The sequence below is a fragment of the Kribbella sp. NBC_00709 genome (assembly GCF_036226565.1).
Lineage (GTDB): Bacteria > Actinomycetota > Actinomycetes > Propionibacteriales > Kribbellaceae > Kribbella.
This window is the reverse complement of sequence record NZ_CP108996.1, coordinates 4,656,178-4,681,766: the sequence shown is the minus strand read 5'-3', so window position 1 is coordinate 4,681,766 and position 25,589 is coordinate 4,656,178. Positions and strand designations below refer to the sequence as shown.

Annotated in this window: 21 protein-coding genes; 7 read left to right on the top strand and 14 right to left on the bottom strand. The window is 68.3% G+C overall.

The genetic code is table 11. From position 1 onward, the window contains the following. Positions 1 to 22: 22 nt before the first annotated feature. The 10 genes from proC to OHA18_RS22985 all read right to left on the bottom strand — a co-directional run bounded on the left by proC (position 23) and on the right by OHA18_RS22985 (position 12,367). The gene (gene proC / locus OHA18_RS23030) at positions 23 to 871 is read right to left on the bottom strand and encodes a pyrroline-5-carboxylate reductase (protein WP_328997334.1); all 849 of its coding nucleotides are present in this window, start codon (positions 869 to 871) and stop codon (positions 23 to 25) included. A gap of 8 nt (positions 872 to 879) precedes the next feature. Further along, positions 880 to 1,611 carry a GntR family transcriptional regulator gene (locus tag OHA18_RS23025; RefSeq protein WP_328997333.1) on the bottom strand — a complete coding sequence of 244 codons (732 nt, stop codon included), beginning with the start codon at positions 1,609 to 1,611 and terminating at the stop codon, positions 880 to 882. Then, complete coding sequence (locus OHA18_RS23020) at positions 1,608 to 2,630, bottom strand: proline racemase family protein (RefSeq protein WP_328997332.1); 1,023 nt, start codon at positions 2,628 to 2,630, stop codon at positions 1,608 to 1,610. Before OHA18_RS23020 ends, OHA18_RS23025 begins: the two co-directional genes overlap by 4 nt. Before the next feature lie 77 nt (positions 2,631 to 2,707). Next, positions 2,708 to 3,607 carry a GNAT family N-acetyltransferase gene (locus tag OHA18_RS23015; RefSeq protein WP_328997331.1) on the bottom strand — a complete coding sequence of 300 codons (900 nt, stop codon included), beginning with the start codon at positions 3,605 to 3,607 and terminating at the stop codon, positions 2,708 to 2,710. A gap of 14 nt (positions 3,608 to 3,621) precedes the next feature. After that, a complete protein-coding gene (locus tag OHA18_RS23010) occupies positions 3,622 to 4,485 on the bottom strand; it encodes an HTTM domain-containing protein (RefSeq protein ID WP_328997330.1) in 864 nt (287 codons plus the stop codon). Next, entirely contained in the window at positions 4,485 to 4,937 is a 453-nt protein-coding gene (locus OHA18_RS23005) for a hypothetical protein (protein WP_328997329.1), read from the bottom strand. The genes OHA18_RS23010 and OHA18_RS23005 overlap by 1 nt, the downstream gene beginning before the upstream one ends. Beyond that, on the bottom strand, positions 4,927 to 7,428 hold the full coding sequence (locus tag OHA18_RS23000; RefSeq protein WP_328997328.1) for an FtsX-like permease family protein: 2,502 nt from the start codon (positions 7,426 to 7,428) through the stop codon (positions 4,927 to 4,929). The genes OHA18_RS23005 and OHA18_RS23000 overlap by 11 nt, the downstream gene beginning before the upstream one ends. Continuing rightward, positions 7,425 to 8,147, bottom strand: a complete 723-nt coding sequence (locus OHA18_RS22995) for an ABC transporter ATP-binding protein (protein WP_328997327.1) — start codon at positions 8,145 to 8,147, stop codon at positions 7,425 to 7,427. Before OHA18_RS22995 ends, OHA18_RS23000 begins: the two co-directional genes overlap by 4 nt. Then, a complete protein-coding gene (locus OHA18_RS22990; RefSeq protein ID WP_328997326.1) occupies positions 8,144 to 8,725 on the bottom strand; it encodes a PadR family transcriptional regulator in 582 nt (193 codons plus the stop codon). Before OHA18_RS22990 ends, OHA18_RS22995 begins: the two co-directional genes overlap by 4 nt. An 87-nt stretch (positions 8,726 to 8,812) precedes the next feature. After that, a complete protein-coding gene (locus tag OHA18_RS22985; protein ID WP_328997325.1) occupies positions 8,813 to 12,367 on the bottom strand; it encodes a choice-of-anchor D domain-containing protein in 3,555 nt (1,184 codons plus the stop codon). Positions 12,368 to 12,567: 200 nt separating this feature from the next. Here OHA18_RS22985 and OHA18_RS22980 point away from each other — a divergent pair, with 200 nt between their 5' ends. Next, entirely contained in the window at positions 12,568 to 13,182 is a 615-nt protein-coding gene (locus OHA18_RS22980; RefSeq protein WP_328997324.1) for an RNA polymerase sigma factor, read from the top strand. After that, complete coding sequence (locus OHA18_RS22975; RefSeq protein WP_328997323.1) at positions 13,160 to 13,618, top strand: hypothetical protein; 459 nt, start codon at positions 13,160 to 13,162, stop codon at positions 13,616 to 13,618. The genes OHA18_RS22980 and OHA18_RS22975 overlap by 23 nt, the downstream gene beginning before the upstream one ends. Positions 13,619 to 13,625: 7 nt before the next feature. Here OHA18_RS22975 and OHA18_RS22970 read toward each other — a convergent pair whose 3' ends face one another. Next, complete coding sequence (locus tag OHA18_RS22970; protein WP_328997322.1) at positions 13,626 to 16,199, bottom strand: CHAT domain-containing protein; 2,574 nt, start codon at positions 16,197 to 16,199, stop codon at positions 13,626 to 13,628. A 75-nt stretch (positions 16,200 to 16,274) separates the two neighbouring features. Here OHA18_RS22970 and OHA18_RS22965 point away from each other — a divergent pair, with 75 nt between their 5' ends. Then, on the top strand, positions 16,275 to 17,723 hold the full coding sequence (locus tag OHA18_RS22965; protein WP_328997321.1) for a S8 family peptidase: 1,449 nt from the start codon (positions 16,275 to 16,277) through the stop codon (positions 17,721 to 17,723). Positions 17,724 to 17,787: 64 nt separating this feature from the next. Here the strand turns inward: OHA18_RS22965 and OHA18_RS22960 are convergent, their stop codons facing one another. The 3 genes from OHA18_RS22960 to OHA18_RS22950 all read right to left on the bottom strand — a co-directional run bounded on the left by OHA18_RS22960 (position 17,788) and on the right by OHA18_RS22950 (position 20,881). After that, positions 17,788 to 18,354: a hypothetical protein gene (locus OHA18_RS22960; protein ID WP_328997320.1), complete on the bottom strand. Its 567-nt coding sequence runs from the start codon at positions 18,352 to 18,354 to the stop codon at positions 17,788 to 17,790. Positions 18,355 to 18,419: 65 nt separating this feature from the next. Continuing rightward, a complete protein-coding gene (locus tag OHA18_RS22955; protein WP_328997319.1) occupies positions 18,420 to 19,841 on the bottom strand; it encodes a glycoside hydrolase in 1,422 nt (473 codons plus the stop codon). Beyond that, positions 19,838 to 20,881 carry a LacI family DNA-binding transcriptional regulator gene (locus OHA18_RS22950; RefSeq protein ID WP_328997318.1) on the bottom strand — a complete coding sequence of 348 codons (1,044 nt, stop codon included), beginning with the start codon at positions 20,879 to 20,881 and terminating at the stop codon, positions 19,838 to 19,840. Before OHA18_RS22950 ends, OHA18_RS22955 begins: the two co-directional genes overlap by 4 nt. Positions 20,882 to 21,040: 159 nt before the next feature. Between OHA18_RS22950 and OHA18_RS22945 the strand changes: the two genes are divergently transcribed. Genes OHA18_RS22945 through OHA18_RS22930 form a run of 4 tightly spaced genes read left to right on the top strand, consistent with a single transcriptional unit; the run spans position 21,041 to position 25,540 of the window. Beyond that, positions 21,041 to 22,450, top strand: a complete 1,410-nt coding sequence (locus OHA18_RS22945) for an ABC transporter substrate-binding protein (protein WP_328997317.1) — start codon at positions 21,041 to 21,043, stop codon at positions 22,448 to 22,450. Beyond that, positions 22,450 to 23,382: a carbohydrate ABC transporter permease gene (locus OHA18_RS22940; RefSeq protein ID WP_328997316.1), complete on the top strand. Its 933-nt coding sequence runs from the start codon at positions 22,450 to 22,452 to the stop codon at positions 23,380 to 23,382. The genes OHA18_RS22945 and OHA18_RS22940 overlap by 1 nt, the downstream gene beginning before the upstream one ends. Continuing rightward, positions 23,379 to 24,218 carry a carbohydrate ABC transporter permease gene (locus OHA18_RS22935; RefSeq protein ID WP_328997315.1) on the top strand — a complete coding sequence of 280 codons (840 nt, stop codon included), beginning with the start codon at positions 23,379 to 23,381 and terminating at the stop codon, positions 24,216 to 24,218. The genes OHA18_RS22940 and OHA18_RS22935 overlap by 4 nt, the downstream gene beginning before the upstream one ends. Beyond that, complete coding sequence (locus OHA18_RS22930) at positions 24,215 to 25,540, top strand: glycoside hydrolase family 32 protein (protein ID WP_328997314.1); 1,326 nt, start codon at positions 24,215 to 24,217, stop codon at positions 25,538 to 25,540. Before OHA18_RS22935 ends, OHA18_RS22930 begins: the two co-directional genes overlap by 4 nt. Positions 25,541 to 25,589 lie beyond the last annotated feature (49 nt).

Below are 25,589 nucleotides of genomic sequence, written 5' to 3'. Positions count from 1 at the left end.
GCAGAGCTGACGGACGTGGACGTCAGTTGTTCCGGTCTGCCTGTTCGCCGATCTGGACGGTTCGGTCGCGGCCGGCTTCGGTCGCGACCATCACGGCTCCGCGGACTCCTGCCTTCTCGAGTTCGCGGATGGCTGTGATGGTGGTTCCGCCCGGGCTGCTGACCGCCGCGCGGAGGCTGACCGGATCGTCGCCCGAGTCACGGAGCATCGTGGCCGCGCCGACGGCGGTCTGGATCACCATCTCCTCGGACAGCGCACGGGGTAGTCCGAGCAGCACACCGGCGTCGATCAACGCCTCCGCGAAGTAGAAGAAGAAGGCCGGCCCGCTGCCGGAGAACGCCGTGATCGCGCTCATCTGAGTCTCCGGCACGCGGACGACCTTGCCCACCGCGCGAAGGAGCGACTCGGTGCGATCCAGATGGGGCTCGGTCGCGAAGGAGCCTGCGCTGATCGCGGTAATGGCTTCGCCGACCGAGGCCGCGGTGTTGGGCATCGCACGCACCACCGGCGTCTTCGGCGCCAGGCCGCACTCGATCTGCCTCGTGCTGATCCCGCCGACCGCCGAGATGACCAGGTGGTCGGCGGTCACGTGCTCGGTCAACTGCGGCAGCAGATCCTCGACGTGGTAGGGCTTCACCATCAGGAGGACGGTGTCAGCCGCTCGAACCGCCTCGGCCAGGCCCGGCGTCGAGACGCCGAAGTGCTCGCGCAGGTACGCCGCTCTGTCGGGCAACTGCTCGACCACCGAGATCCGGCTCCGGTCCGCCGACGGAACCTCGTCGCCGAGCAGCCCGGACAGCAGCGCCGCGCAGATGTTGCCGCCGCCGATGATCGCGAGCCGGCCCGGCGGTGGTGCGATCGGGTCTGCCATGGTGGTCCTCACCCTCTCTGGTGGTGCTCCCGGTCCGGACGACCGGCCCAGGAGCCACGGACGTGATCGATGTGCTGCTTCATCAACTGGGTCACGCCGGCCTCGTCGCCGGCGAGCAGCCGATCGAGCAGCTCGACGTGTTCCTCGGCCGACGCGATCAGCAGGTCGTGATCGAGATCGGCCATCCCGGTCAACCGGCTGCGGGCCCGCAGGTTCCCGACGATCTCCACGAGCGTCGGGTTCGCGGCCAGCCCGAGCAGAGCCAGGTGGAACTCGCGGTCCACCCCGACGAAGCCGACCAGATCCCGTCGCCGCGTCAGCTCGACCAACTCGCGAGCAGTCGGGTACAGGTCCTCGAGCCGCGCACGCAGTTCCGCTGTGAGCCGCGCGGCCAGCCCCGCGACGGTCGGAACCTCGAGGAGCAATCGGACCGAGGTGATGTCGTCGAGCTGCCGGTCCGACAACTCCGCGACCCGGAAACCCTTGTTCCGAACGGCTTCGACGAGCCCTTCGGCCGCCAGGTCGAGCAACGCCTCGCGCACCGGCGTCGACGAGACCCCGAACTGTTGCGCGAGCGCCGGTGCCGAGTAAACGACGCCGACCTGCAGCCGACCGGCGATCACCGACGCCCGGAGCGCGTCGGCGATCTGCTGGCGGAGATTCTGGCCGCCGCCGAGGTACGGGATACCCATCTGGGCGCGCAGCCGGTCCGAGCCGGGGTCGATCAACTGCCCCGTCATCGCAGCACGAACCCGGTGCCGAGCGGATCGTGCGGATCCAGAGTGAAGGTGGCTCGGCCGGTCTCGTACGCCATGCCGGCCACCTCGGTGACGACCGCGTCATGGCCGTCGGCCCGGACCAGCTCGGTCACCCGGCCGAGGAACGTCGTACCGACGATCGACTCGTGCCGAAGCGTCCGCCCGATCGGCAGCCGGCCGTCCTGAGCCAGCAAGGCGATCCGGGCGGAGGTGCCTGATCCGCACGGCGACCGGTCCAGCTCTCCGTCCGCGAAGATCGTGACATTGCGCTGGTGCGGGCCGTCGGCGTCGTCGCCGAGGTCGTCGTACAGGACGGTGGCGTAGATGCCGTCGAGGCGACTGTCGCTGGGGTGGCGTGCCCACTCGGTGTCGTTCAGGGCCCACTTGATCTCACGCCCGACGGCGATCAGGGCGGCGGTGTGCTCGGGCGCAACGGTGAGACCGACGGATCGCGCGGCGACGAACGCGTACAGCGCGCCGCCGTAGCTGATGTCGGCGTGGATCTGGCCCCGGCTGGTCTTCACCTCGACCTCACGGGCCACGACGTACGACGGAATGTTGCGGAACGCCACCTGCTCGACCTCGCCGCCCACGCAGGTGACCCGCGCGACGACCCGGCCGGAGGGTACGTCGATCACGACGTCCGTGTCACCGTCGGCCGCGGCGGGCACCAGTCCGGTCCGGACCGCCCACGCGCCCAGCGCGATCGTGCCGTGCCCACAAGCCGTCGAGTAGCCGTCCTTGTGCCAGAACAGCACCCCCAGCTCGGCGCCGTCGTCATCGGGCGGCACCAGGAATCCGCCGTACATGTCGGCATGTCCGCGCGGCTCGTTGACCAGCAACTGCCGGACGGCGTCGACCTCCGCCGACTGCTGCGCGTACGAGCGCCGGTCGAGCACTGTCGTGCCAGGAATCTCCGGACCGCCGCCCGTCACGATCCGGAACGGCTCGCCCGCCGTGTGGTAGTCCGTCACGCTCACAGCTGCTGTCGGCAGATCCACGGTTCCCTCGCTTCAGTGGCATGTAGCATATTACTGTGGAATGTAGCATTCCACTGCTGCACTGCGACAGGCTCAACTCACGGCGCTTCGGTGAGCGGCAGGGGCGCTCGCATGGTGATGCTGACGATGCCGTAGGTGAAGCCGAGGTGTTCGTTGAGGCGGCGCATCGCGTCGTTGCCGCGTTGCGTCCAGGTGTAGATCTCGGTGATCCCGTTGTCGGCGGCCCACGCCATGCTGGTCCGTTTGAGGGTGGCTGCGACCGATTTGCCGCGCCACTCCCGGCGTACGGCGGTGTAGGCGACCTCCGCACGATCAGGGCGATCGGGGTCGAGGATCAGCCCCGCCACACCGATCGCCTCGTCACCGGCGACGGCCACGAACATCGCGGCCGGGTCACTGATCCACTCCTTCTCCCAGTCGGCCGCCGACACCTTCAGCGCGACCGGATGGTCCATGTCCGGGAGGGTCGGAACCGCCACCTGGTGATAGGCCGCGGCCCACAGCTCCGGGCGTTCGGCGACGGAGACGATCTGGTACTCCGTCGGCGTCGCCGGCCGCGGTTCGTCGCCGATCTGCCGCAATTGCTCGACCTCCCGGTTCGATTCCACGAAGCCGAACCGCGCGGCGAAGAGCCGAGACTCCTCGTCGTCGACACTCGCCCCCGCAGTCTCGTAGCCCTGGGCAACGGCATGGTCGGCGAGCATCCTGAGCAGGTCGGTCCCCACACCGCGCCGGCGGAAGTCCGGGTGCACCCGCGCCGTCAGCGTCGCCCGCTCCCCGTCGCGCGAGCGGTCCGCCAATCCGCTGCCGACCACCCGGCCGTCGAGCTCCGCCAGCACCAGCAGCCGGCCGGGGCGGTCGAGGTCGCGGAGCTCGGCGACGCTCGGGCAACGCTCGTACGGCATTACCGCGATCCGCACCCCGCGCCAGGCTTCGTAGTCGGCGTCGGTGATCGCCGTCCGGATAGTCGTGGTCATGCCCACAGCTTGCCTCAGGTCACCGCAAAGGGCTCGAGATTTTGTCGCCTCAGCCGTCGACCGTGGAGCCAACCTGCGACGCGTTCGAGGGGCGCGAAGGCGAGCCAGCAGACGACCGTGGGCAGGAAGTGGATCAGCAGGATCGCGGTGGTGGCGGCGTGGAACCCGAGGAAGAACAGGGCCCCGAGCAACTGCCACCGCCCCTTGAGCCACAAGATCACCGGCGAACAGAACTCCGCGACGATCCCGACCCATTGAAAGATCTGCAGCATCCACGGGTGGTGCAGCAGCCACTCCCCGACCGGGTGCGGCCGCCGTACGATCGCCCACGTCAGCACGGCGCTGCTCGGCCAGGCGAGCGTCCAGTGACCACTGCGCAGCTTGGCGATCGCCGACAGGAAGTACGTCGCGATGACGCAGATCTGGATGCATCGGATCGCCCATCCGGCTGCTTCCGCCCGAGTCTGATCGCCGTACGACGCCCGCCCCCGCCGCGCACCGCCGACCGTTGGCAGAACCCACAATGCGATCACTAACGCGAGGTGGTCGTGGTCGACCTTGCCGTCGCTCATCCCGATCAGCACCCACCACGTGAACGCCGGCGCCACGATCCAGCCCGCAACCCGCGGGAAGTAGTTCGACGCACCGACCACGCAGGCCACGATCAGCACGAAATACAAGGTCGTGGTGTTGGCGACCGTCGGCTTCGGGAGGTCCAGCAACCGGGCGAGGAACAGCGGCTGGTACAGCCCGGGATGCTCGCCCTTGTCCAGCGTGTCGCGGACGAACGCGTGCATGTCCAGGATGACGAACAAGTACAGAACCGTCCGCAGCCACGCGATCCGCGCCAGCGCAACGGGAGGCGTGAACCAACTCATCAGCGCACCTTCCAAGTCGTCAGCACCCTGGACGTCGGCGGCCCGGAGACCCGCCCGCCGACGAGCGTCGTCGTGTCCTGAACGAGGTCGAGGCTGACGTACTTCGGCTGGTCCGGGTGCTTCTGCGCCCACCCGTCCGCGACCTGCTGCAGCAGCGACGGATCCTTCACGATCTCCCCGGTCCGCGCCTCGATCTCGGCACGCGCCACTCCGGCGCCCTCGATATTCAGCGGTACGTCGACCGTCGTGCCGGCGTCCGTCACCGCGCTGATCCGGGTGAAGATGATCGACTCGTCGTCGGCCACCACCATCGAGTACTGCGACATCGGCCCGAACGGCCACAGGTCGTCACGCCCCATCACGGACCCGTGCGCCAGCAGAACGATCCCGATCACGGCGACGGCCACCCGCAGTACCCGGCCGCGCCGCTTCAACGCCCGTTCAGTCGGCACGACGCACCATCTCCATCCGGGAACGAGTCAGCACATAAGGCACCGCAGCGGCGAACAACGGCACCAGCACAGCCACGCCGGCAATGACAGCCCACGGCACCACGACGTTCGGTGAACCGACCACGGCGTGGGCGGTGAAGCCGTACAGCGCGCCGACCGCCACCCCGAGCAGACAGCCCACCTGACCGAGGAACCATCCCTGCGCGGCGGCCATCCCGCGACGTAGTCGTGGCGGCGCACCGACGGCCGCGAGCGTGGCGAAGTCCGCACGCCCCTCCGACATCGAGAGCGCCACCGACATCGCAACGCCGAGCAGGGTCGCAGTCGCACCCAGGACCAACAGACTGATCGTTGCCTTGCGCACCGGACTCTGGTAGCCGCGCTCGACCTTCAACGCGTCCTCGTGACCGAGGACCTTCGCCACCGCGGCCAACTGCGCTTCGCTGGGCGGCTCGCGCAGGCTGAAGTGCACCTCGTCGACGCTGATCCGGCCCATCCGCCGCGCCGCGTCCGTACTGATCAAAGCCGCGCGGGGCAGCAGACCGATCCGGGGCGGCGAGGTCACGACCGTGGCCGGATGCGTGAAGGCGTTCCGGCCGTCGAGATCGTCGCCCTGGGCAAGCTTCACGCTGCCATCGCGCACCATGGTCGCCAGCGGTACGACGACCCTGCCCTCCTGCAGCGCGGGTACGACCTTCCGGCCGTAGTCGCCGTACCGGGAGAGGTACGCCGGATCGACCACGAGCAGCGAATAGCCGCTGGACAACACGCTGATCCCGGGGATGTAGCCGTCGGTCGGCTTCGCATCCCGGAGGACGACCCCGCCGAGCTCGTAAGTGTGATCGACCGGCAGCAGGTTCTCGAGCCGCTGCACGAGAGCGGGCGAGTAACTGACGTCGCTGCCGAACTGGACGACCGCGTCACCGGACAGGCCGACGGGTTCGTAGTTCTTCGCCGCGGCCGCCGACTGATTGACCGTGGCGAACCCGAGTGCCGTCGTACCCGCGACCGCGATCATGATCGCCGCGGTGACCGGACCGGTGCGGTGGCGATGCCGGGACGCATCGCGCAGCGCCAGCCGCAGGCCCAACGGCAAGCCGCGTACGGCGCCGGCGACCTTGCCCACCACCGCGGGCAACATCCACACGAGCCCGGCGATGACAAGCGTGATGCCAACGACGACCACCGCGACCGGCAGCGTCGGAGCGGCCGATGCGACCCGCGAGATCTGCGCCGGATCGGCCGCGTCCCGCTCCTGGCGGGCGGTGTCGAGTGCAGCAGCCAATCGGACGTTGCCGATCACCGACACGACCAGACCCACGATCACCATGGCGATCGCGATCGACCGAATGCCGGCGGAGCCGACCACGGTGGCGAAGCGTCCCGTCAGCGCGGCCAGCGGAGGCCGGCGCGCGGCCCCGATGGCCGGAACAAGCGCAGCCGTCAGCCCCGCGACGACTCCGATCGCAGCTACCCCGAGGAGCTGCAACCACGGAATCTGCCAGTGCGTGATCAGGGTCGCGGTCGCGTCTTCCCACCAAGACCTTCCGATGAGAGCGACCACCACACCGACGACGAGCCCGCCGACGGCACCGACGAGTCCGGCGAACAGCCCTTGAGCCAGCACAACCCGCCGTACGTCGGCCTCCGTCCCACCGACTGCGGTGACCAGACCCAGCTCGCGGGTTTGGCGCCGCGCGACGACCGCGAACGCGGTGCCGGCGAGCAACACGAGCTCCAGGACTGCGAAGGCGACCACGAGCACCCGCGCGGCCGCAGCACCCACCGGGCCGTCGGACGGAGAGGGGTTGATCACCTCGGCCCGCGAGACGAGCGTGAACCCCTGCTTGCCGAGCTTGTCCGCCAGCGCGGTGACGTCCGTGCCCGTCGGCAGCTTGACCAGGTAGTCGGCCGGCGCGTCCGGATCGGCCGACGAAGACGGCGCGAAGACCAGCCGGTCGTTCGGGAGGTCGAGTGTGCGGGCGATGCCCACGACCTCGTACTTCGTCCCTCGGGCGGAGGTCAGTGCGCCGCCGACGTGCTGACCGAGATGGCCGGCCAGCGACGGCGAGAGCGCGACCTCGCCGGGCTTCACCGGCATCCGGCCGGCATCGAGCCGGAAGGTCCCGGCGGTCAGCGGATTCGCGAGATCGCCCGTCACCAGGCCGGCGGTCAGATCGGTCCCCGCACCGCGGAGCTCGATCTTGCTGCCGAGCGCCTTGGCCCTGGCGATCTCCGACCCGGCCGGCAACATCCGGCGTACGTCGGCACGCGACGAGGGCGCCGTCACCTCGGCGTCCGCGGATCCGAGCACCGTCCGTGCGAGCACCTCGCCGACCGGATGAGTGCCTCGGTGGACGACGCTGAACCAGCTCCCGGCCAGGACAGGCAGGCCTACCAGGGCGGCGATCAGGACAGTCTTGCCGACCGTACGGCGGGCTGTTCGGTGGGCCAGGCGCAACGCGAGCACCCAGTCGTGGAGCAGCTTCACTTCGGGGCCTCCAGCAGTACGTCGGCGTCGAGGACCGGACCGGTCTGGCTGCAGATCACGCCGTCCCGCAGGTAGATGACCCGGTCGGCCCAGGCCGCATGCCGGGCCTCGTGGGTGACCAGAACCCCGGCGATCCCGTGCTGGTCGCAGCGGTCGCGGAGCAGCCGGAGGACGGCTTCACCGGTGCCGGAGTCGAGCGCGCCGGTCGGTTCGTCGGCGAGCAGCAGACCGCGGTCGCCGACGATCGCGCGGGCGATCGCCACTCGTTGCCGCTGGCCACCAGACATGTCGTCCGGGAACCGGTCGGCGAGGTCGGCGATATCCACCTCCTCGAGCGCCGCGATCGCCAGCTTGCGGGCGTCCCGGGCGCGGGTGCCGTCGAGCTCCAGCGGCAGCGCCACGTTCTCGGCGCCGGTCAGCGCTGGAATCAGGTTGAAGTCCTGGAAGACATAGCCGATCCGGCGGCGCCGGAGCGCGGCCACCTCGGCGCGGCCGAGCACCGCGAGATCGTTGCCATCGACAAGCACCTGACCGCTGGTAGGCCGGTCGAGACCGCCGGCGCAGGTCAGCAGCGTCGACTTCCCGGACCCGGACGGACCCATCACCGCGACCAGTTCCCCCTGCTGAACGGTCAGGTCGACGCCGCGCAGGGCATGCACGGTCTGCTCGACGACTCCGTGCGTACGGGTGAGATCACGGATATCGAGGATGACGCTCATCGGCGGATCTCCGTCTCGACCCGTACGTCGTCCGGCTGGGACTGCGGTCGTTTGGCGGTCGGACGATCTTGGTGCCGCAGCAGCGTGGTCTCGCAATGGTCGAGCCAGCGGATCTCGGCCTCAGCCGCGAAGATCATCGACTCCGCCACGAGCTGCCAGGAGATCTCACCCTCGGCGCTGTTGCGCTTCAGCTTGGTGAGCTCCTGCAGCGACTGCATGGTCGAGAGCCGCTGCCGCTGGACCACGGCACTCACATCCACGCCCGGCGTCGTCAGCGCGAGAGCGAGCTTGATCGCCAGCTCGTCGCGCGGCCGCGCCTGCCGGCTCACCGGCGTCTCGAACCACGACGCCAGCTCGGACCGCCCGGCGTCGGTGATCTCGTACGTCGATCGTCCACCGTCGTCGGTCGGCCCGGCCAGCACCAGCCCGTCCCGCTCGAGGCGGGTGAGCGTCGTGTACACCTGCCCGATGTTCAGCGGCCAGGTAGCGCCGGTAGCCGCCTCGAACTCACTGCGCAACTGGTAGCCGTACTTCGGCCCCTCACACAGCAAGGCCAGCAATCCATGTTTGATCGACATAGCTACTGAGTATGCATACCGAGTATGCTCAACGCAAACACCGCCGGCCGGTACGCCTGAGTCGTCGTACCGGCCGGCGGGTGGTGGCTAGGAGCTCCAGACCTGGAGTTCGGAGAGTTGGGCGGCGGGCCAGCCGGTGTTGGCGGTGAGGTTCAGGCGGAAGTAGCGCTGGGTGGTCGGGGTGAAGGTGATGGTCGCGGTGTTGTTGTTGCTGGGGGCAAGGGAGTAGCCGGTGGATCCGACCAGGGTGGTGAAGGTCGTGCCGTTGGTGCTGCCGAGCACCGACAGCGTTTCGGTCCGTGCTCCCCAGGCGGCGGGCAGCTGGACGACGATCCGGCCCGCGCTGGCGGCGGAGCCGAGGTCGACCTGGACCCATTGCGGGAAGGCATTGTTCGCGCTCTCCCAGTACGTCGACTGGTTGCCGTCGGTCACGTTGCTCGACGGGTAGACGTCGTTGTGACTGGACTCGCTGGTCGGCTTGCCCGCGGCGAGGTTGGTGCTCGCGCCACCGGCGCCCGTGCCGGCCAGGGCGACGGTCGTCGGGCTGTTGGTCGCGTTGCTGTTGATCGTCAACGTACCCGCGCGGGTCCCGGACGCGGTCGGGCGGAAGCTGACGTTGACCGTGCAGGACGCGTTGATCGCGATGCTCGTGCAGTTGTTGGTCTGCGTGTAGTCACCCGACGCGGTGACGCTCGAGACCGACGCAGCCAGGCTGCCGGTGTTGGTCACGGTCAGCGCCTGAGCGGCGCTGGTCGTGTTGAGGGCCTGCGACGCGAAGGTGAGCGAGGACGGGCTGGTGCTCAACGTCGGAGCGTTGATCTGGCTGCCACCGCTCGGGTACACCTCGAACTCCGACACCTGCCCGGCAGGCCATCCGCTGTTGGCCGTGATGTTGACCCGCACGTAACGGGCGTTGGTCGCCGGAACGGTGATGTTCACGACGTTGGCCGGCGAGGTGAACGTGTACGTCGCGGACGCGACCGGCGTACTGAACGATGATCCGTCGGTGCTTGTCTGGACCGCCAAGGTCTGGGTGCGCGTGCCCCATGCGGACGAAGGCGGCAGCTTCAGCGTCACCTTGCCGATGCTTTGCGCCGCACCGAGGTCCACCTGCAGCCACTGCGGGAAGGCGTTGTTGTTGCTCTCCCAATAGGTGTTGGCGTCGCCATCCGTTGCAGTGGTCGCGGCCTGAGTGCCGTTGACCTGGCTGCTCGCGGTCGCCGGCTTGCCTAGAGCAAGGTTGGTGTCGGTCCCGATGCCTTTACCAGTAAGGGAAATCGACGTCGGACTGTTGTTCGCGTTACTGGTCACCGCAACGGAGCCGGCCCGCGCTCCCGACGCGGTCGGGCGGAAGGTGACCGTGACCGTACAGGACGCGCCCACGGCAAGCGTCGAGCAGTTGTTGGTCTGGCTGTAGTCGCCCGTGGCGGACACGCCCGAGACCGACGCCGACGCCGTACCCGAGTTGGTGATCGCGACGGCCTGCGTCGACGAAGCACCTCCGACCGGAGTGTCCGGGAACGACAGGCTGCCCGGGTTCGGGTTGAGGATCGGCCCGGGCGCAACGCCCGTACCCGAGAGCGAGACGGTGCTGGTGACCCCGGCAGCGCTGACTGTCAGGTTGCCGTTGCGGCCGCCGGCGGCCGTCGGGCTGAAGGTGACGTTGACCGTGCACGATCCGCCGGCCGCGATGCTGCTGCCGCAGTTGTTGGTCTGACTGAAATCACCGGCGACCGCGACGGAGCTGACCGGAGCTGCCGCGGTGCCGCTGTTCGTGACGGTGACGGCCTGCGCCGCGCTCGACGCACCGGTCGCGACCGAGCCGAAGCTGAGCGCGGTCGGGCTGACCGAGATCGCCGAGCCGTTGTCCGGCAGGTACGGCGGGAACGCCGGCGAGGTGATGTTCTGGCACTGTCCGGGAGCGAAGATGCCCGAGTTGCCGCCGCCGTCGGTGAGCGTGAAGCCGACGCCGCAGCTGTAGATCGGACCGGGCGCCTGCGTGCCGGTGGCGGTGCTGTTGGTGATCGTCGCCGAGCCGCCGACCTGCTCCTGGACCACCCAGGTCCCGGTGTTCTGGATCGTCGCGTTGTTGATCTTGACGTTGCTGATGTTCGAGCCCGAGACGAACTGGATCGCCTCGTACGGGCTCTGCTGGATGAGAATATTGTCGACGTTGGTCAGCCCGGACATCGCGCCGTCCCGCGCGTCGAACCACAGTGCGCCGACCCCGAACTGCCAGTTGGGGTCCAGGCTCCCGGACCGGATGATCGTGTTGCGCAGTACGTCGGTGCGCCCCAGCGTGGTCGACGCGAACCGCTGCGCGACGTGGATTCCGCCGCCCTGGGTGAGGCCGGCGTCGATCACCCGGTTGTCGGTGACGAAGTTGTCGTGGCCGCCGTAGATCGCGATGCCGTTGGCAAGGATCGGGTACTGCACGGTGTTGTGGTCGAACGAGTCGTTCACGTCGGCGTTCTGGTCCGCCCAGGTGGCCAGGCCGTCGTCGCCGAGGTTGCGCAGGTCGCTGTTGGTGACCTTGGAGTTGGTGACGCCGTCGTGGAAGTTCACGCCGTCGGCCGTCACGTTGCGGATCCGCATGCCGTTGAAGACCAGGTTGGTGAACGGGCCGTCCATCCACGCGCCGACCTTCTCGTGCTCGATCCAGACCCGGTCCACGGTGGAGTTGTTCAGCGCGCCACCGATGCCGTTCACCTGGGCGCCGTCGTTGCGCTCCTGCACGTCACCGAAGATCGCGAAGTCCGACAGGTGTACGCCACTGCTCGCGTTGGGCGCGTAGTTGCCGTAGAAGCCCGGCGCCGCACCGACCACGGTCGAGCGCCACATGCCCGCGCCCTTGAAGGTGATGTTGTTCAGGATCAGGTGGCCCGGGATCTTGAACGTCCCCTCCGGGATCCACACGGTGCCGCCGGCGCCGGCCGCGCTCATCGCAGCGTTGAAGGCGTTGGTGGAGTCCGCGGCGCCGGTCGGGTCCGCGCCCTGGCTGGTCACCGAGACCGAGCCGGACGGCTGGGTCAACGCTCCCGCGACGTTCTCGAAGTCGGCGAAGTCGATCGTGTACGACGCCGCGGTGTCCTCGGCGTCGACCTGCAGCCGGAACTTCGTACCGGCCGGGTAGGTGGTCGTGAAGAGCCGGTGCACCTCGTCGTAGAAGTGGTGCGGATTACTCCCCGGCGAGTTCGTGAACGGGTAGCCGCCGTAGTACCAGCTGTAGGCGTTGGTCAGGGTGAAGTTGGGCTGCTTGGTCCCGTTGACGTAGAGCGACAGCTGTGGCGTGTAGACCGACCCGGATCCGGTGTCCGGGATGCTGTAGCGGAACACGATCGAGTTCGTCGCCGAGGGCGTGGTGAACTCGACGAACTTGCCCGTGCCCTGCAGCGTCACCGCCTTCCGGTACGACGCCTCGGCGGCGAGCGTGTTGTACGCCGCGCTCGGGCCGATGACGGTGCCGTTGGTGGACGCGTTCTCGGCCTGCACCTCGACGTACGGCAAGGTCGCGCCGACACCGCCGGACGCGGCCGCCCACGCGGTCACGGGCGCGATCACCGCAAGACCGGCGGCGAGGAGCCCACCGGCAGTGGCGAACACGCCGATGCGAGCCCTCCAGGACTTGATTGACCGGAACATGGCTTGCTCACTCTCGACGGGGCGGATAGTCGATCGCACGGTCCTTACGGACGGTGGGTGGCCAGACCGTAACGCAGCGGACACATCAACGCAATATGTCGATCAATCTTTGCAAGAAGCAGACTCATCCCGAATGCACCTGGATGTATCTGCCAGGCCCCAGCGGCGGTCCGTCCTTATAAAGGACCCCGGGAGCGGGAATGGAAGAGGATGTCTCACCGGTCACCGCACTAGTCGTCACCGCGGCTGCGGGCGATCAACAGGCGTGGCGGGCGCTCGTCGACCGCTACGCGCCCTTGCTGGTGTCGGTCGTTCGCGGGTTCCGCCTGACGCCGGCCGAGACCGAAGATGTCGCGCAGACCGTCTGGCTGCGGCTCGTCGAGCACCTGGACAGCCTCCAGGAACCACGAGCCATCCCTGGCTGGCTGGTCACGACGGCGCGACGCGAGTCGATCCGCTACTTGTCCTCGCAGCGGTACCGAAGGACGAGTGACCCGTTGAACGAAGATCAGCTACCGCTCGCGGCCGACGGGCCTGATCCGGACGAAGGACTGGTCCGGTCCGAGCGGCACCAGGTGCTGCTCGCCGGCCTGGCCGAACTACCGAGCCGGCAACGCGAACTGCTGTTGCTGCTCATGCACGATCCACAGCCGTCGTACGCCGAGATCAAGCGCCGCACCGGGATCCCGGTGGGCAGCATCGGCCCGACCCGGGCCCGCGCGCTCGAGCGGCTCCGCCGAACTCCGGCCGTCAGAGAGTACGTCGCATCCGAACTGCCGGGAGGTGATCGGCATGACGCAGCATCGTTGGGATGACGACGACCACCTCCTCGAGGATCTCGCGGCGGCACTCCATGCCACCGAACCATTGGCGCAGACGATCGCCGAGCACGCCGAAGGCGCCCTGTCGTGGCGGACGATCGACGACGACCTGCTCCGGGCGAGCCTGACCTTCGACTCGTCGCTGGCGGCGTCCGCCGAGGTCCGGGCCGAGCCGGATGCGGCCCGGGTACTGGTGTTCACCTCGACCCCGCTGTCGGTGGAGCTGGAGGTGGTGCAGGCCGAAGTCGTCGGCCAGATCCTGCCGCCCGGCCCGGGCGAGGTCCGGGTCGAAACCTCGAACGGCGCGACGTACGACGTCGTCGTCGACGAAACCGGCTTCTTCGAGCTGCCGACGCTCCCGGCCGGTGCGATGCGATTGCGCTGTGACACGGCGACCGGCCGGGTCGTCACGGACTGGGTGCAGTTGTGACCGGCGTTCACGCTCCCAGGGCGATGAACGACTGCGCCGCGGCCTCGTCGTCGTCACCGGAGACGTGGGTTCGAGCGAGCGCTTCGGCGAGCCCGTCGCCGGCGCGCAGATGTTCGTGCAGGCCGAGCATGAGCGGGATCGTCGCCGGGTCCGACACCGGCACGACGCTCGCGACCACTCCGGCTGATCCCAGCGCCACCAACGCGCTGACCAGGCCCAGGAGTTCGTCGGCACCCCTCGGTCCGCCGAGCGCAGAGCTGCAGCTGGACAGGACCATCCGGTACGGCGCCTGCTTCAAACGTTCGAGGTCGTACACCGTGAGTGGTCCGTCATCGAGTTCGATCGCCGAGAACAGCGGACTGTCCGCGCGGAACGTGCCGTGCGCCGCGACATGCACGAGCGATGCGCCATCGATCGCTTCCAGCACGGCGTCAGCGGTCGCCTTGCCGTCCGCGAGTACGACGGCATCCGGGTACAGCTCGGCAAGCCGGCGTACCTCCTCCCGTCCGGTCGACAGGTGCGGTCCGCCGACCAGCACGACCCTGCCGACAGACGGTGGCTCAGCGCGCATTGCGCGGACCCACGCGGCAGCAGATGGAACGACCGACGTCGGCCGGGTTCGCAGCGAAGGCAGCAGGCTCCACGGAACCGCATGCAGCCGGCCAGTCGGTACGACGACTATCGGGCCGTCACCCAGGTGCTCCATCGTGTCGCCCAGCAGGGCCGATTCGAGCCGCGCCCCGATCGTGTCGAGCATCAGCTCGCGTTTGCCACGCTTCGCGTTCTCGCGGCGCAGGGCGAACAAGGCATGGGACAGGGCATGAGTCGCCACGGACGTGGGCCCGATCGGCCGCAGGCGAACCTCACCGTGCGACGCCACGACGGCATAGAGCTGGTCTTCGAGGTCAACGAGCTCGACCAGCGTCCGGCCATCAAGCTGATCAAGCAACTCAGCGATCCGAAACCGGTCGAGCCGTACGCCGGTTTCCCCAGGTGTCGCCAGGACCCGTTGACGCACGGCGGATTCGAGCCGCTGACGTTCTCGACGCTGGTGACCGCTACCTGGCCCACGATCGCGGCCCTCCTGCATCCGGTTGGTGAGATCGCGCAGCGCGGCAAGGTCGGCGACCAACCCGTCGTCTGCTTGCGGTCGCACCGGTGGAATCGCGAGCACCGTCGCGCGCCATCGCTCGCTCCAGTCGAGCACTTCCCGACCGCTACCTCTGTCGACGGCGTATCGGAGTCCCATGGCTGCGAGTTCTGCGCCCTGGGCGGTGGCGAGTGCGCGCAGTTCGGTGGCGCCCAGAGTTCGCACGTAGATCTCGATCAGGCTCAGGCCTTGCCTGCAGGCAACCAGCATGCCGCGCGACCTGCCGCTGTTCTGATGCAGCAGCGCTTGCGCCAGCCACCCAGGACCGCGCGCTCGCAAGCCATGCTTTCGTGCGCGGGCCGCGATGCTCAAGTGGTGCACGGCTTCGGCGCTGTCGTTGCGTGCGAGTGCGATCCGGCCGGTCAACAGGTGCGCCTCGGTGGCGAGTTCCGGATCGAGCTCGTCGAGCACCGCGCTGACCCGCCTGCCGGCCCGGAGCAGCGGCGCGGTCCGGCCGCCGCGCGCAAAGCGGGTCTGCAGCAAAGCAAGCTCGGCTCGCGCCGCCCACCACGGTCGCTGCTGCCGACGGAACAGCTTCACCGCGTCCTGGCTGCGGCGCTCGGCGAGCTCGAATGCTCCGGCCGCGTGCTCCGCCAGCCCGGCACACAACAGCAACTCCGCGTGCCGCGCCGACGAGCCACCCTGCTTCTCGATCCGCTCGAGCGCACCGTTGATCTCCACCAAGGCTTCATGGGTGAGGCCGGCGGCCAGCAGCATCAAGCACTTGTTGGCGTACATGTCGGGCTCGAGCACCCCGAGCGCTTCGACCAGCCGCTGCGCATCGTCCAGCAGCTGCAGCGCGGCCGGCAGATCACCGCGGGCGAAGGCTGCGGCGCCACGCGCCGATCGCGCATCGGCGTACTCGACCTCCTGGCCGGCCTTCGCGAACAGCTCCTCGCTGCGGACGAAATCCTCGTCGGCGCGCTCGATCACGCCCATCGCAAGCAGCACCATGGCCCGGGTGTGGAACGCCCGAGCTTCCCAGACCAGGTCGCCGGTGCCGCTCAGCGACGCGACCGCCTGTTCGGCGTCCGCGATCGCCTCGGCGTACCGCCCGAGCAATGCTCCGCGCACCCACGCGCGGCGGATCAGCAGCCGGCCCGCGAGCACACCGGTCCGGCCGGGTACGACCGAGTCGAGCGCGGCCAGTCCGCGCTCGGTCTGACCGCCCATCACCAGAGCCACGCCGAGAGTCGCCAGGATCTCGGCCTCCCGGTCGCGATCCGGCGTCCTGCGAATCGATCGGTACGCCGCCTTCAGCTCGACCACCGCCTCGCGGATGTCCCCGAAGTCGCGCAGGACGACCCCCGCCGCGTGGTGGGCCGCTGCCGCCTCGGCGTCGGACGGCGCCCCCGCCAGCACGTCTCGAGCGATTCTGAGCGCGTCAGTAGGCCGCGACAAAGCAAGCGCGTGCAGTTCGTCGGCGTCCACGGCAGTACCGCCCTCCCCATACGCGGACCAGTCCGATCGTAGTACGGGAATTTCCACCGCAGAGGAGAGCACGACATGTCAGAGCAACAACGCCTCGCCGAATCAGTTCACCTCATCCTCGACCAGGCAGGCAGTACCGCCGCGGCGTACCCGCCGGACTGGGAGACGACGGGGCGCGTCGAGTACTTCTACCGCCGCAACACCATCCTGACCCGCACGAAGGACGCGGACCGGGTCGAGCAGGAGCTGCAGGCGATCATCTACCGGGCCGAGAGAGCGCGGAGCGCCGAGTCGGGCGAGACCGACCAGTCCAGCGAGTCGGGCGGGTCCGAGCAGGAGGCCGAGAGGCATGCGAGCAATCGTTTGTCTGTGATCGCCGGGGTCGTCCAGTTCGAGTGGTCCAGCGATGCCTTGGGGACACCGGAGGTTCTCGAGCTGCTGGACGCGGAGTTCGGCGTCGGAACGGCGACTCCGAACCACGGACTGTCGCTGTGTCCCAACAGCGGTCATCCCTGCCCGGCGACCGAGCCGGCCGAGATTCCGTCCGAGTCCAAGAGTCCGGTGCCGCCGGTGAGCGACGGGATCTGCTGCGGGACCCACGGCTGGGACGGTGACGGCGTGATCGTCGGTGTCGTGGACGGCGGCCTGATCCAGCGCGCGCCGCAGACCTGGCCGTGGATGGCGGGCGTGTACGGCGATTCGGAGGATCCGTTCGACCCGGCTACCGGGCTGATCAAGGCCTACGCAGGTCACGGGACCTTCGTGGCCGGCTGCGTGCGGTGCATCGCGCCGCGGGCGGAGGTCTGCGTCAAGAGGGCGGAGGAGATTGCCGGGCTGGCGTACGAGGACGAGATCATCCAGAAGATGAGCGACGCACTGGACGGTGGCGCGGACGTCATCGTCTGCGAGTTCGACGGGATCACCCGGCTGCATCTGCCGATGCTGACCTTCAGCAACTTCTACGACGAACGCTTGCGTCACCTGAACGTCGTCGTGGTCGCCCCCGCCGGGAACGACACGTCGCACCTGCCGACCTTCCCCGCGGCGTACTCGTGGGTGATCGGCGTCGGCGCGCTGACCGCGAACGGGAACCAGCGGGCCGCCTTCTCCAACTACGGCGGCTGGGTCGACGTGTACGCCCCTGGTGTGGATCTGGTCAACGCTTTCGCGGACGGCAACTACATCTGCATCCACGAGCACGAGGACGACCAACACGAGCACGGGCACGGCCATGAGCACGAGCACGGGCACGGTGAGCACGAGCACCCGCACCAGCACGAGCAGCGCCACTTCAACGGGCTCGTCAACTGGAGTGGGACGTCGTTCTCGGCTCCGTTGGTGGCTGGGATGATCGCGGCCCGGATGTCTGCGACCGGTGAGAACGCGCCGCGTGCGGCAGAGGCCGTGCTGCGATTCGCGTCCAGCCAGGCTATTCCTGGCGTCGGCCCACACCTGCTGCCTCACCAGGTGTGCGGTACGCCGCACGAACCGCGTCGTACCGGTTGCGATTGCGGATGCCACTGAGACTCGTGGTCGGCGGGGTGAGTGGAGGGCTCACCACCGTCGACCACGACAAGCATCGACCGCCTCAGGACCCGCTCGCGGACTGCAGCGACAGATTCACCCCGCCGCCGCTGTCCACGTGGATGTAGACGTCGAGCTGCATGCCGTCGTCGACATACACGCTGCCGTGTCCGGTGGCGCTCGCCTCCTGACGGATGCCGTCGGCATCGATCCAGGCGATCGTCGCGTCCAGGACGTAGTCGTAGTTCCCGGGCGAGGTCGCCGTGACCTGCTGGGTCACGATCGGGTCGTTGACGTTCGCGTACAGGGTGGCGATCTTTGCTCCCTCGAACACGACGACAATCGTCTCCTCCAGCGCACCTTCGGTGAGCTGATCGGACAGCGTGAGGTCGATGGGGTCAGCAGCCTGCGTCGTCTTCTGCTGCGTGGCTGTTTGCTGCGTGCTGGGTGCCGGGGTCGGGCTGATGACCGTGTGCTCCGTACTGCCCGAGCTGAACGCATCGGTTGCCACCAGAACCGGCACCAAAGCGCTCAACAATCCGACCAGCGAGGTCAGGACCTGGCCAAGCAGGCCCATCCGCCTCCACAGTCCTTCTTCCTTCTGGCCTTCCTTCGGGCCCTCGGTGTCCACGTTGCCTCCTGCGGTAGAGAAAGATGCTCTCTACTTCTGACCGCAGGCCGGCGAATCGTGATACCTCAAACTCCAGGCACGCTCGCGGAAAGGCTGACGACGTCGGCGCTGCCGTCGGTGACGAAGAGGCCAACGTGACCTGCGCCGAGATCGTAGCGGCGGAACGACAGTGCCACCCGGTTGTCGATGATCACCTGGCCGGTGGTGTGGTCCAGAAGGACTTGCACGGTATGACGGCCGGGTGGAAGCGGACAGGGTCGTTCCAGTTCCACGGCATGAGGTACGTCGCCGTTGATCTGCCACTGGCCGGGGCCGGTGCGGGCGCGGGGCCAGCTGTCCAGGACGACGCGGTCCCGTTGCGGCTCCAGGCGGAGGATCGTGGCCTGCTCGCCATCGGCGGCGGCGTGCAGCAGGAGTCCCAGGGATTGGGTGCCTGGGGCAACGTCTACGGCGAGGTCGATGAGGCACCGGGCGGGGACCGGGTCGCCGATCCAGGCAGCGTAGCGGTCGTCCGCGCCCTTCCCCGGCTCGGTTGCCGCGCCGTCGAGTGGCGTCAGCGAGATCTGGTGTACGTCGGGGTACGCCGCGCGGATCTCCGGCGGCACCGTGAAGGCCAGCGTCCCGTCGTACTCCTGATGTGCTTCGAGTACGGCGAGATCACCGGCCCACTGCCACGGGCCACCATCGGTTTCCCCTTGTTTTGTGGGGATCCAGCCGATGAAGAACCGTCGACCGGCGTGCTCGACCGACTTCGCCGCGTAGAACGCGCGGCCGTCGACGGTGTCGCGGGCAGGTGCCAGCCAAGGGCCGTCCGGTCCGCGCGCGACCCGGTAGCGCGTCTGGAACGCGTCGCTGAACTCGGAGTACACGAGGTACCACCAGTCGCCCCACTGGAACACGTCGGGACACTCCTGCGTGATGAACCGGTGCGGCTCCCACAGTGGCTCGGCGATCGTCCACTGCTCCAGATCGGTCGATGTCAGCCGCGCTACGACACCACACCGCCTGTCCGGTCGGCCGGCGTACCGCGCCGCGAGCACCAGCTGCCACGGCTGATCGGGCGCTACCCGATAGACAAAGGGATCTCGCCAATCCTGCGGCACGTAGCCAAGAGCCGCGCCGAAGGTGAGGTCAGGTCTCTTGGTCCATCGAGTCGGATCGCCGTCGCTGACGGCGTGACAGACCACCTGAAACGAGCCGGCCGCGTCCCCACGTCGCGGATTGTGGCCCGTGTAGAACAAGTGCAACTGAGAGCCGTCCGCGATCACGCACCCCGTGTAGCAGTCGAAGTCGACCGCATCCCGATCCCCAGCGGGCAGTACGACGCCATGGTCGGTGTACTGCACGAAGTCGGTCGTCGACACCAACGCCCAGGGCATCCCGCTCGGCCCGGCGGCCGGATCCTCAGGACGCTCGTCCAGCAAGTAGGACAACCAGATCCGGCCGTCGTAGCTGAACGGAATCACGTCACCGACGTACCCACTCATGGACGGCGCCCCGGTGGGTCGCCGACCGAGTCGCGCTCGATCAGCTCGCAGTCCACGATGATGCGCTCGGGTGCGTCGTCGGGCTCACCCAGCACAAGTTCACCGGCCCGGCGGCCCAGCATCAGGTGCGGCAACGCCGCGGTGGTCAACCCCGGGCGGACCTGGTCGGCTACATCCGGCTGATCGTCGAAGCCGACGATGCTCACGTCTTGCGGGCAGTCGAGTCCCAGCGCGTGCAGGGCGAGCATCGCCCCGATCGCCATCCGGTCGTTCCCGCAGACCAGAGCGGTCGACCCGTGCTCGCGGACCACCGTGGTCGCCAGGTCGTAGCCGGATCCGATCTGGTAGTTGCCGTATCGATGCACGAGGTCGGCCGGACGCAACCCGGCCGCCCGGGCGGCGTCGTCGAAACCGCGCCGGCGTTCCTTGCAGGCGTAGTCGTCCCGCATGCCGCCCAGGAACGCGACCTCGCGATGCCCACGGTCGAAGACCGAGGCCGCGGCGGCGCGACCGCCGGCGTACTCGTCGGCCAGCAGCACCGTGTCGGCCTTGCCCTCCTCCGGCCAGCAGTTGACGAAGATCGTCCGGATCCCGTCGAGCCGCGGGCTGCGATGCAGCGGTTTGGGCGCGAGTGAGGCGTACACAATCGCGGCGACTCCCTGCCCCACCAGACTCGCCACCGCGGCATCACCCTCGCCCGGGTCGCCGGTCGTGTCGACGACCATGCACACATACCCCGCGGGCTGGACGATCTGTTGCAGGCCGAGCACGATCAGACCGGCGTACGGCTGGGAGACGATCCCGCTGGTCACGACGCCGACCGTGAACGACTTGTTCGACCGCAGCAGCTGGGCCGCGCGGTTCGGGACGAACTCGAGCTCGGCTGCAGCCTGGAGCACGCGCCGTCTGGTCTCCTCGGCGACCGCGACGTCGCGGCGGTCGTTGAGCACGAACGAGACGGTGGGTTGGGACACCCCCGCGCGCCGGGCGACATCGGTCATCGTGACCCGCTTCGGCCGGCCGGCCGGCTGCTTCGCCATGGTCCCCCTTCACGGTGAGCGGCCTCTCGGCCGCCGCCAATTTACTATCACAGATCGGCCCAATACGTATTGCGTCCCACCGTACACCGCTGCTACCGTCCCGGGTCAATACGTATTGGGTGGCGCGCCGGACCACCCGAGCGGCCAAGGAGGAACCCCATGACAGGCATCCATCCCCCCGGTGGCCCGATCGCTCGCCGCACCGTGCTGAAGGCCGGGGCAGCCGGTGGACTCGGGCTGGCAGCGCTGGCCGATCTGGCCGCCTGCGGCAACAGCGGCGGCGGCTCGTCGTCGAAGTCACTCAAGATGCTGTACTTCGGAGAGCAGGCGGCGGCGACCCAGCTGCAGAACCGGTTGCAGCCGCAGATCTCCAAGCTCGACTCGAGTATCAAGTTCGAGATCTCGGCCATCAACGGCACCGACTGGAACGACTTCCTCGCCAAGGTGCTCACCCAGATCGCGGCCGGGACCCCGCCCGACATCATCAGCGTCGCCACCGAAGGCCTGCAGCTGATGGCGTCCAAGGAGCTCGCGGTCCCGCTCGACGACTACGTCACCAAGGACCTGGCCGCGCTGAAGGAGTACTTCGCCGACATCCACCCCGCGCTGGTCGAGTCGATGATGTACCAGGGGCACCTGTGGGAACTGCCCGACAGCTTCAACGCCGGGAACATGTTCTACAGCACCGAGCTGTTCCAGCGCGCCGGCGTCGTACCGCCGAGCGAGGGCTGGACCATCGACGACTTCGAGTCCGCGGCGACGAAGATCGCCAAGTTCAAGGGCATCAACGCGTTCGGCTGGGTGGTCCGCCTCTGGGGCAGCTGGACCTCGTTCATGTACGCCAACAACGCCAACCTGCTCGAGGAGGGCAAGTACGACGGCGGCGATTGGCTGTGGAACAAGGCGTACGCCGGCGATCCGGCCGCCGCGGGCCGTAAGGGCGGCTGGAAGTGGGGCACGCCGACGGCGAACTCCGAGGGCACCGTCGAGGCCCTGAACTACATGATCGAGCTGACCAAGAAGGGCCTGTCGCCGTCACCCGACGTCGGCGGCGGCGGAACGCTGCAGGGCCTGTTCGCCTCGAACCGGATCGGGATGTCGATCGGCGGCGGGTTCTGGGCCGGCGGACTGACCAACGCCGGCATGAAGAACGGCAGCTTCGACGTCCAGCTGTTCCCGAAGTGGAAGAGCCAGCGGCACCTGTTCGGCGCCGGTGGGTACGCCATCTTCAAGTCGTCGAAGAAGAAGGACCTCGCCTGGGAGGTCCTGAAGCTGCTGGTGAAGCCGGACACGTTCGACCTGGTCTTCCCCGGCAACGTGACCACGCCCGGCCGCAAGTCCCTGGTGACGGCCGCGCGGTACGCCAAGACCGGTCCGAAGCACTGGTCGGTCTTCTACGACACGCTGACCAAGCACCCGGAGACGGCCCCGATCCCGGCACCGCCGTACTACAACGCGCTCGCGACCGCCCTCAACCAGCGGACCACGCAAGCGATCTCCTCCGGGGACGCGAAGGCCGCGCTGGACGGATTGCAGTCCGACCTTGAGAAGGCTGCGGGGGCCAGCTGATGTCCGCCGCCACCGCTGAGGTGCCGGCTGCCATCACCAAGCGCCGCCGGCATCCTTCGTCGCATCGGGAGGCTCCGTTCGGCTTCGCGATGATCGGGCTGTCGTGCCTGTTCGTGGCGGTCTTCACCGCGATTCCGATCGTCGCGTCGCTGGGGTTGTCGTTCTTCTCCTGGGACGTCATCTCGAGTCCGCAGTTCGTCGGGCTGGAGAACTACCAGCGGCTGTTCACCGACGGTCCGGTGCTGAAGTCGTTCGGCGTCACGTTGGGGATGGCGCTGGCGATCGTCGTGCTGCAACTGACTCTCGGTCTCGCGCTCGCGGTCCTGGTCAACCAACGCAAGCTGGTGTGGATCCGGACGCTGTTCCGTACTGCGTTCTATCTGCCGCTGCTGGCGTCGACGGCCGCCGTGTCGATCTTCATGGGCTACCTGTTCGACTACAAATTCGGTGTCGTGAACTACTACCTCGGGCTGCTCGGCATTCCGAACGTCCCGTGGTTGACGAGCGGTCTCGGAGCGGCCGCGACGATCGTGCTGATCGCGGTGTGGCAGCAGGTGGGGTTCACGTTCGTCCTCTTCGTCGCCTCGTTGATGTCGGTGCCCACGGACGTTCTCGAGGCCGCGCAGATCGACGGGGCCGGACCGTTGCGGACCCTGTTCCGGATCAAGGTCCCGCTGATCAGCCCGACCATCCTGTTCGCCGCGGTCGTTGCCTTGATCAACGCGATGCAGCTGTTCGACCAGCCGTACATCATGACCAAGGGCGGTCCGGGATCGGCGACCACGACGGTGACGATCTCCATGTACCAGAAGGGCTTCCAGAACCTGCAGTTCGGGTACGGCTCGGCGATCGCGATCGTGCTGCTGGCGGCGATCCTCGTCATCACGGGGCTGCAGTTCCTCGCGGCCCGGAAGCTGGTGTTCTACCCATGATCAACTCGACCGGAACCCTCGCCCGGATCGGCCGCATCACCGGCATCCTGATCCTCGTCCTCGCCGCGATGGTTGCCCTCGGCCCGTTGCTCTGGACGGTGACCACCTCGCTGCGGACGCCGGCCGAGGCCTTCAGCAACCCACCGCAGTGGATCCCGTTGCACCCGGACTTCTCGAACTACGGCGCGGTGTTCGACCGGATCCCGATCGGCCGGTTCTTCTTCAACAGCGTGATCGTGACCGGGCTGATCGTGATCGGCCAGACCATCACCTGCACGCTGTCCGGCTACGCGTTCGCGATGATCGACTTCCCCGGCCGCTCGGTGATCTTCGGGATCTTCCTGGCCACGATGATGGTGCCGCTGCAGACGATCATCATCCCGGTGTTCGTCATCATCCGGTATCTCGGACTGTCGGACAGCCCGTTGTCGCTGGTGGTCTCGGCGCTGGGCAGTGCGTTCGGCACGTTTCTGATGCGCCAGTACTTCATGCAAATGCCGAAGGAACTGGGAGAGGCGGCCCGGATCGACGGCGCCGGTCACTTCCACACCTTCCTGCTGATCTACGCCAAGATGGCCGGTCCGGCGATCGCCACCCTCGCGATCCTGAACTTCTCCGGCTTCTGGGCGGAGTTCTACCGGCCGCTGATCTTCCTGCAGAGCCAGGACAACTTCACGCTGCCGCTGGGACTGGTCGGCCTGCAGGGGAACCTCGGCACCGGTTCGATCTCGGTGGTGCTGGCCGGCGTCGTGCTGGCGATCCTGCCGAGCGTAGTGCTGTTCGTCATCGCCCAGAGGTACTTCATCGCAGGCATCACGGCAGGAGCTTCACGGTGACCCAGACACAATCCGTACACCGGTCGAGCGGGACGGTGGCACATCTCCGTCCCGCGTACCACGTCCGGCCGCCCGGCGGATACCTCAACGACCCGAACGGGCCGATCGAGCACGGCAGCGACGTACATCTGTATTTCCAGTCGCGGCCGACACTCGACATGCAGGTGCCGGTCGAGTGGGGGCACGCGACCTCGTCCGACTACGTGCGGTGGACCCCGCATCGGCCTGCGATGGCTCCACAGCCGGGCGGGCCGGACACCGATGGCTGCTGGTCCGGCAACACAGTGCTGGACGATGGGCGGATCCGGGCCTTCTACTCGGGCAGGGTCGAGAGCCGCCCGTACCAGTCTGTCCTCACGGCTGTGTCGGACGACGGCGGCGGGTCCTTCGGGCCGGCCCACCAGGTGATCCCCGATCCGTCCGACCCGGCGATCATCTTCCGCGATCCCTTTGTCTGGAAGGAGAACGGCACCTGGTGGATGGTCGTCGGCACCGGGTACGTCGACCGCGGGGCGAGCATCGCGCTGTACCGGTCGACAGACCTGTCGCAGTGGACGGCGGTCGATCCGCTGGCGGAGCTCCCCCGTACCTCGGTGGCTGGGGAGGACACGGGATCGGCATGGGAATGCCCGCAGGTACTCACGCTTGACGGTCGCCGGATCGCGGTCGTGTCAGCCTGGTCGCCCGAGGGTGGCCCCGAGGCGGTGCTGTCGTTCGATGCCGACGTACCACCGGCCCCGCAGCGCGTTGATCACGGCACCAACTTCTATGCGGCGTCGGCGATGCGTGAGAGCCGGTTCGGTCCGCTGCTGTTCGGTTGGCTGCAGGAAGGACGCGATCGGCCCGGCTGGACCGACGGCTGGGCCGGAGTGATCTCGCTCCCCCGCGTTGTCTGGCTCGGGGCGGACTCGTCGGTGCGCAGCGCGCCCGTTCCGACCGTCGACACCCTCCGTACCGGATCGACGTCGGCTGGGGCCATCACGGCTCAGTGCGAAATCGTCGTACCGGAAGGCTCCGGGCGCGTCGTCATCCACTTCGGCGAGCAAGAACGCCTCGAGATCGAGCTGGACGCCGACACGGTCACGATCGACCGCAGCCACGCCAGCCTCGCTCCGCACGCTCACGACGGACGAATGCAGGCCACCGACGCCTTCGACCCGTCGTCGAACCGTCCGGCACTGCGGATCTTCCTCGACGGATCGGTCGTCGAGGCCTTCACCAGTGCCGGTCGCGTGCTCAGCACCCGCGTCTACCCCACCACGCGACCACCGTGGCGGGTCGAAGGCCCACCCGGCACCCAGTGCTGGCTGCTAGCCCCCTGAAACGAACACCCTCGGCCAGCTCTTTGATGAGTTGGCCGAGGGTGCGGTG

Bases quoted from the DNA above. Each gene is read 5' to 3' on its own strand.
- proC (WP_328997334.1), bottom strand. From the start codon at position 871: ATGGCAGACCCGATCGCACCACCGCCGGGCCGGCTCGCGATCATCGGC.
- OHA18_RS22965 (WP_328997321.1), top strand. From the start codon at position 16,275: ATGTCAGAGCAACAACGCCTCGCCGAATCAGTTCACCTCATCCTCGAC.
- OHA18_RS22945 (WP_328997317.1), top strand. From the start codon at position 21,041: ATGACAGGCATCCATCCCCCCGGTGGCCCGATCGCTCGCCGCACCGTG.
- OHA18_RS22935 (WP_328997315.1), top strand. From the start codon at position 23,379: ATGATCAACTCGACCGGAACCCTCGCCCGGATCGGCCGCATCACCGGC.
- OHA18_RS22940 (WP_328997316.1), top strand. From the start codon at position 22,450: ATGTCCGCCGCCACCGCTGAGGTGCCGGCTGCCATCACCAAGCGCCGC.
- OHA18_RS22995 (WP_328997327.1), bottom strand. From the start codon at position 8,147: ATGAGCGTCATCCTCGATATCCGTGATCTCACCCGTACGCACGGAGTC.
- OHA18_RS22980 (WP_328997324.1), top strand. From the start codon at position 12,568: ATGGAAGAGGATGTCTCACCGGTCACCGCACTAGTCGTCACCGCGGCT.
- OHA18_RS22985 (WP_328997325.1), bottom strand. From the start codon at position 12,367: ATGTTCCGGTCAATCAAGTCCTGGAGGGCTCGCATCGGCGTGTTCGCC.
- OHA18_RS23015 (WP_328997331.1), bottom strand. From the start codon at position 3,607: ATGACCACGACTATCCGGACGGCGATCACCGACGCCGACTACGAAGCC.
- OHA18_RS22955 (WP_328997319.1), bottom strand. From the start codon at position 19,841: ATGAGTGGGTACGTCGGTGACGTGATTCCGTTCAGCTACGACGGCCGG.
- OHA18_RS23025 (WP_328997333.1), bottom strand. From the start codon at position 1,611: ATGACGGGGCAGTTGATCGACCCCGGCTCGGACCGGCTGCGCGCCCAG.
- OHA18_RS22990 (WP_328997326.1), bottom strand. From the start codon at position 8,725: ATGTCGATCAAACATGGATTGCTGGCCTTGCTGTGTGAGGGGCCGAAG.
- OHA18_RS22975 (WP_328997323.1), top strand. From the start codon at position 13,160: ATGACGCAGCATCGTTGGGATGACGACGACCACCTCCTCGAGGATCTC.
- OHA18_RS22950 (WP_328997318.1), bottom strand. From the start codon at position 20,881: ATGGCGAAGCAGCCGGCCGGCCGGCCGAAGCGGGTCACGATGACCGAT.
- OHA18_RS23010 (WP_328997330.1), bottom strand. From the start codon at position 4,485: ATGAGTTGGTTCACGCCTCCCGTTGCGCTGGCGCGGATCGCGTGGCTG.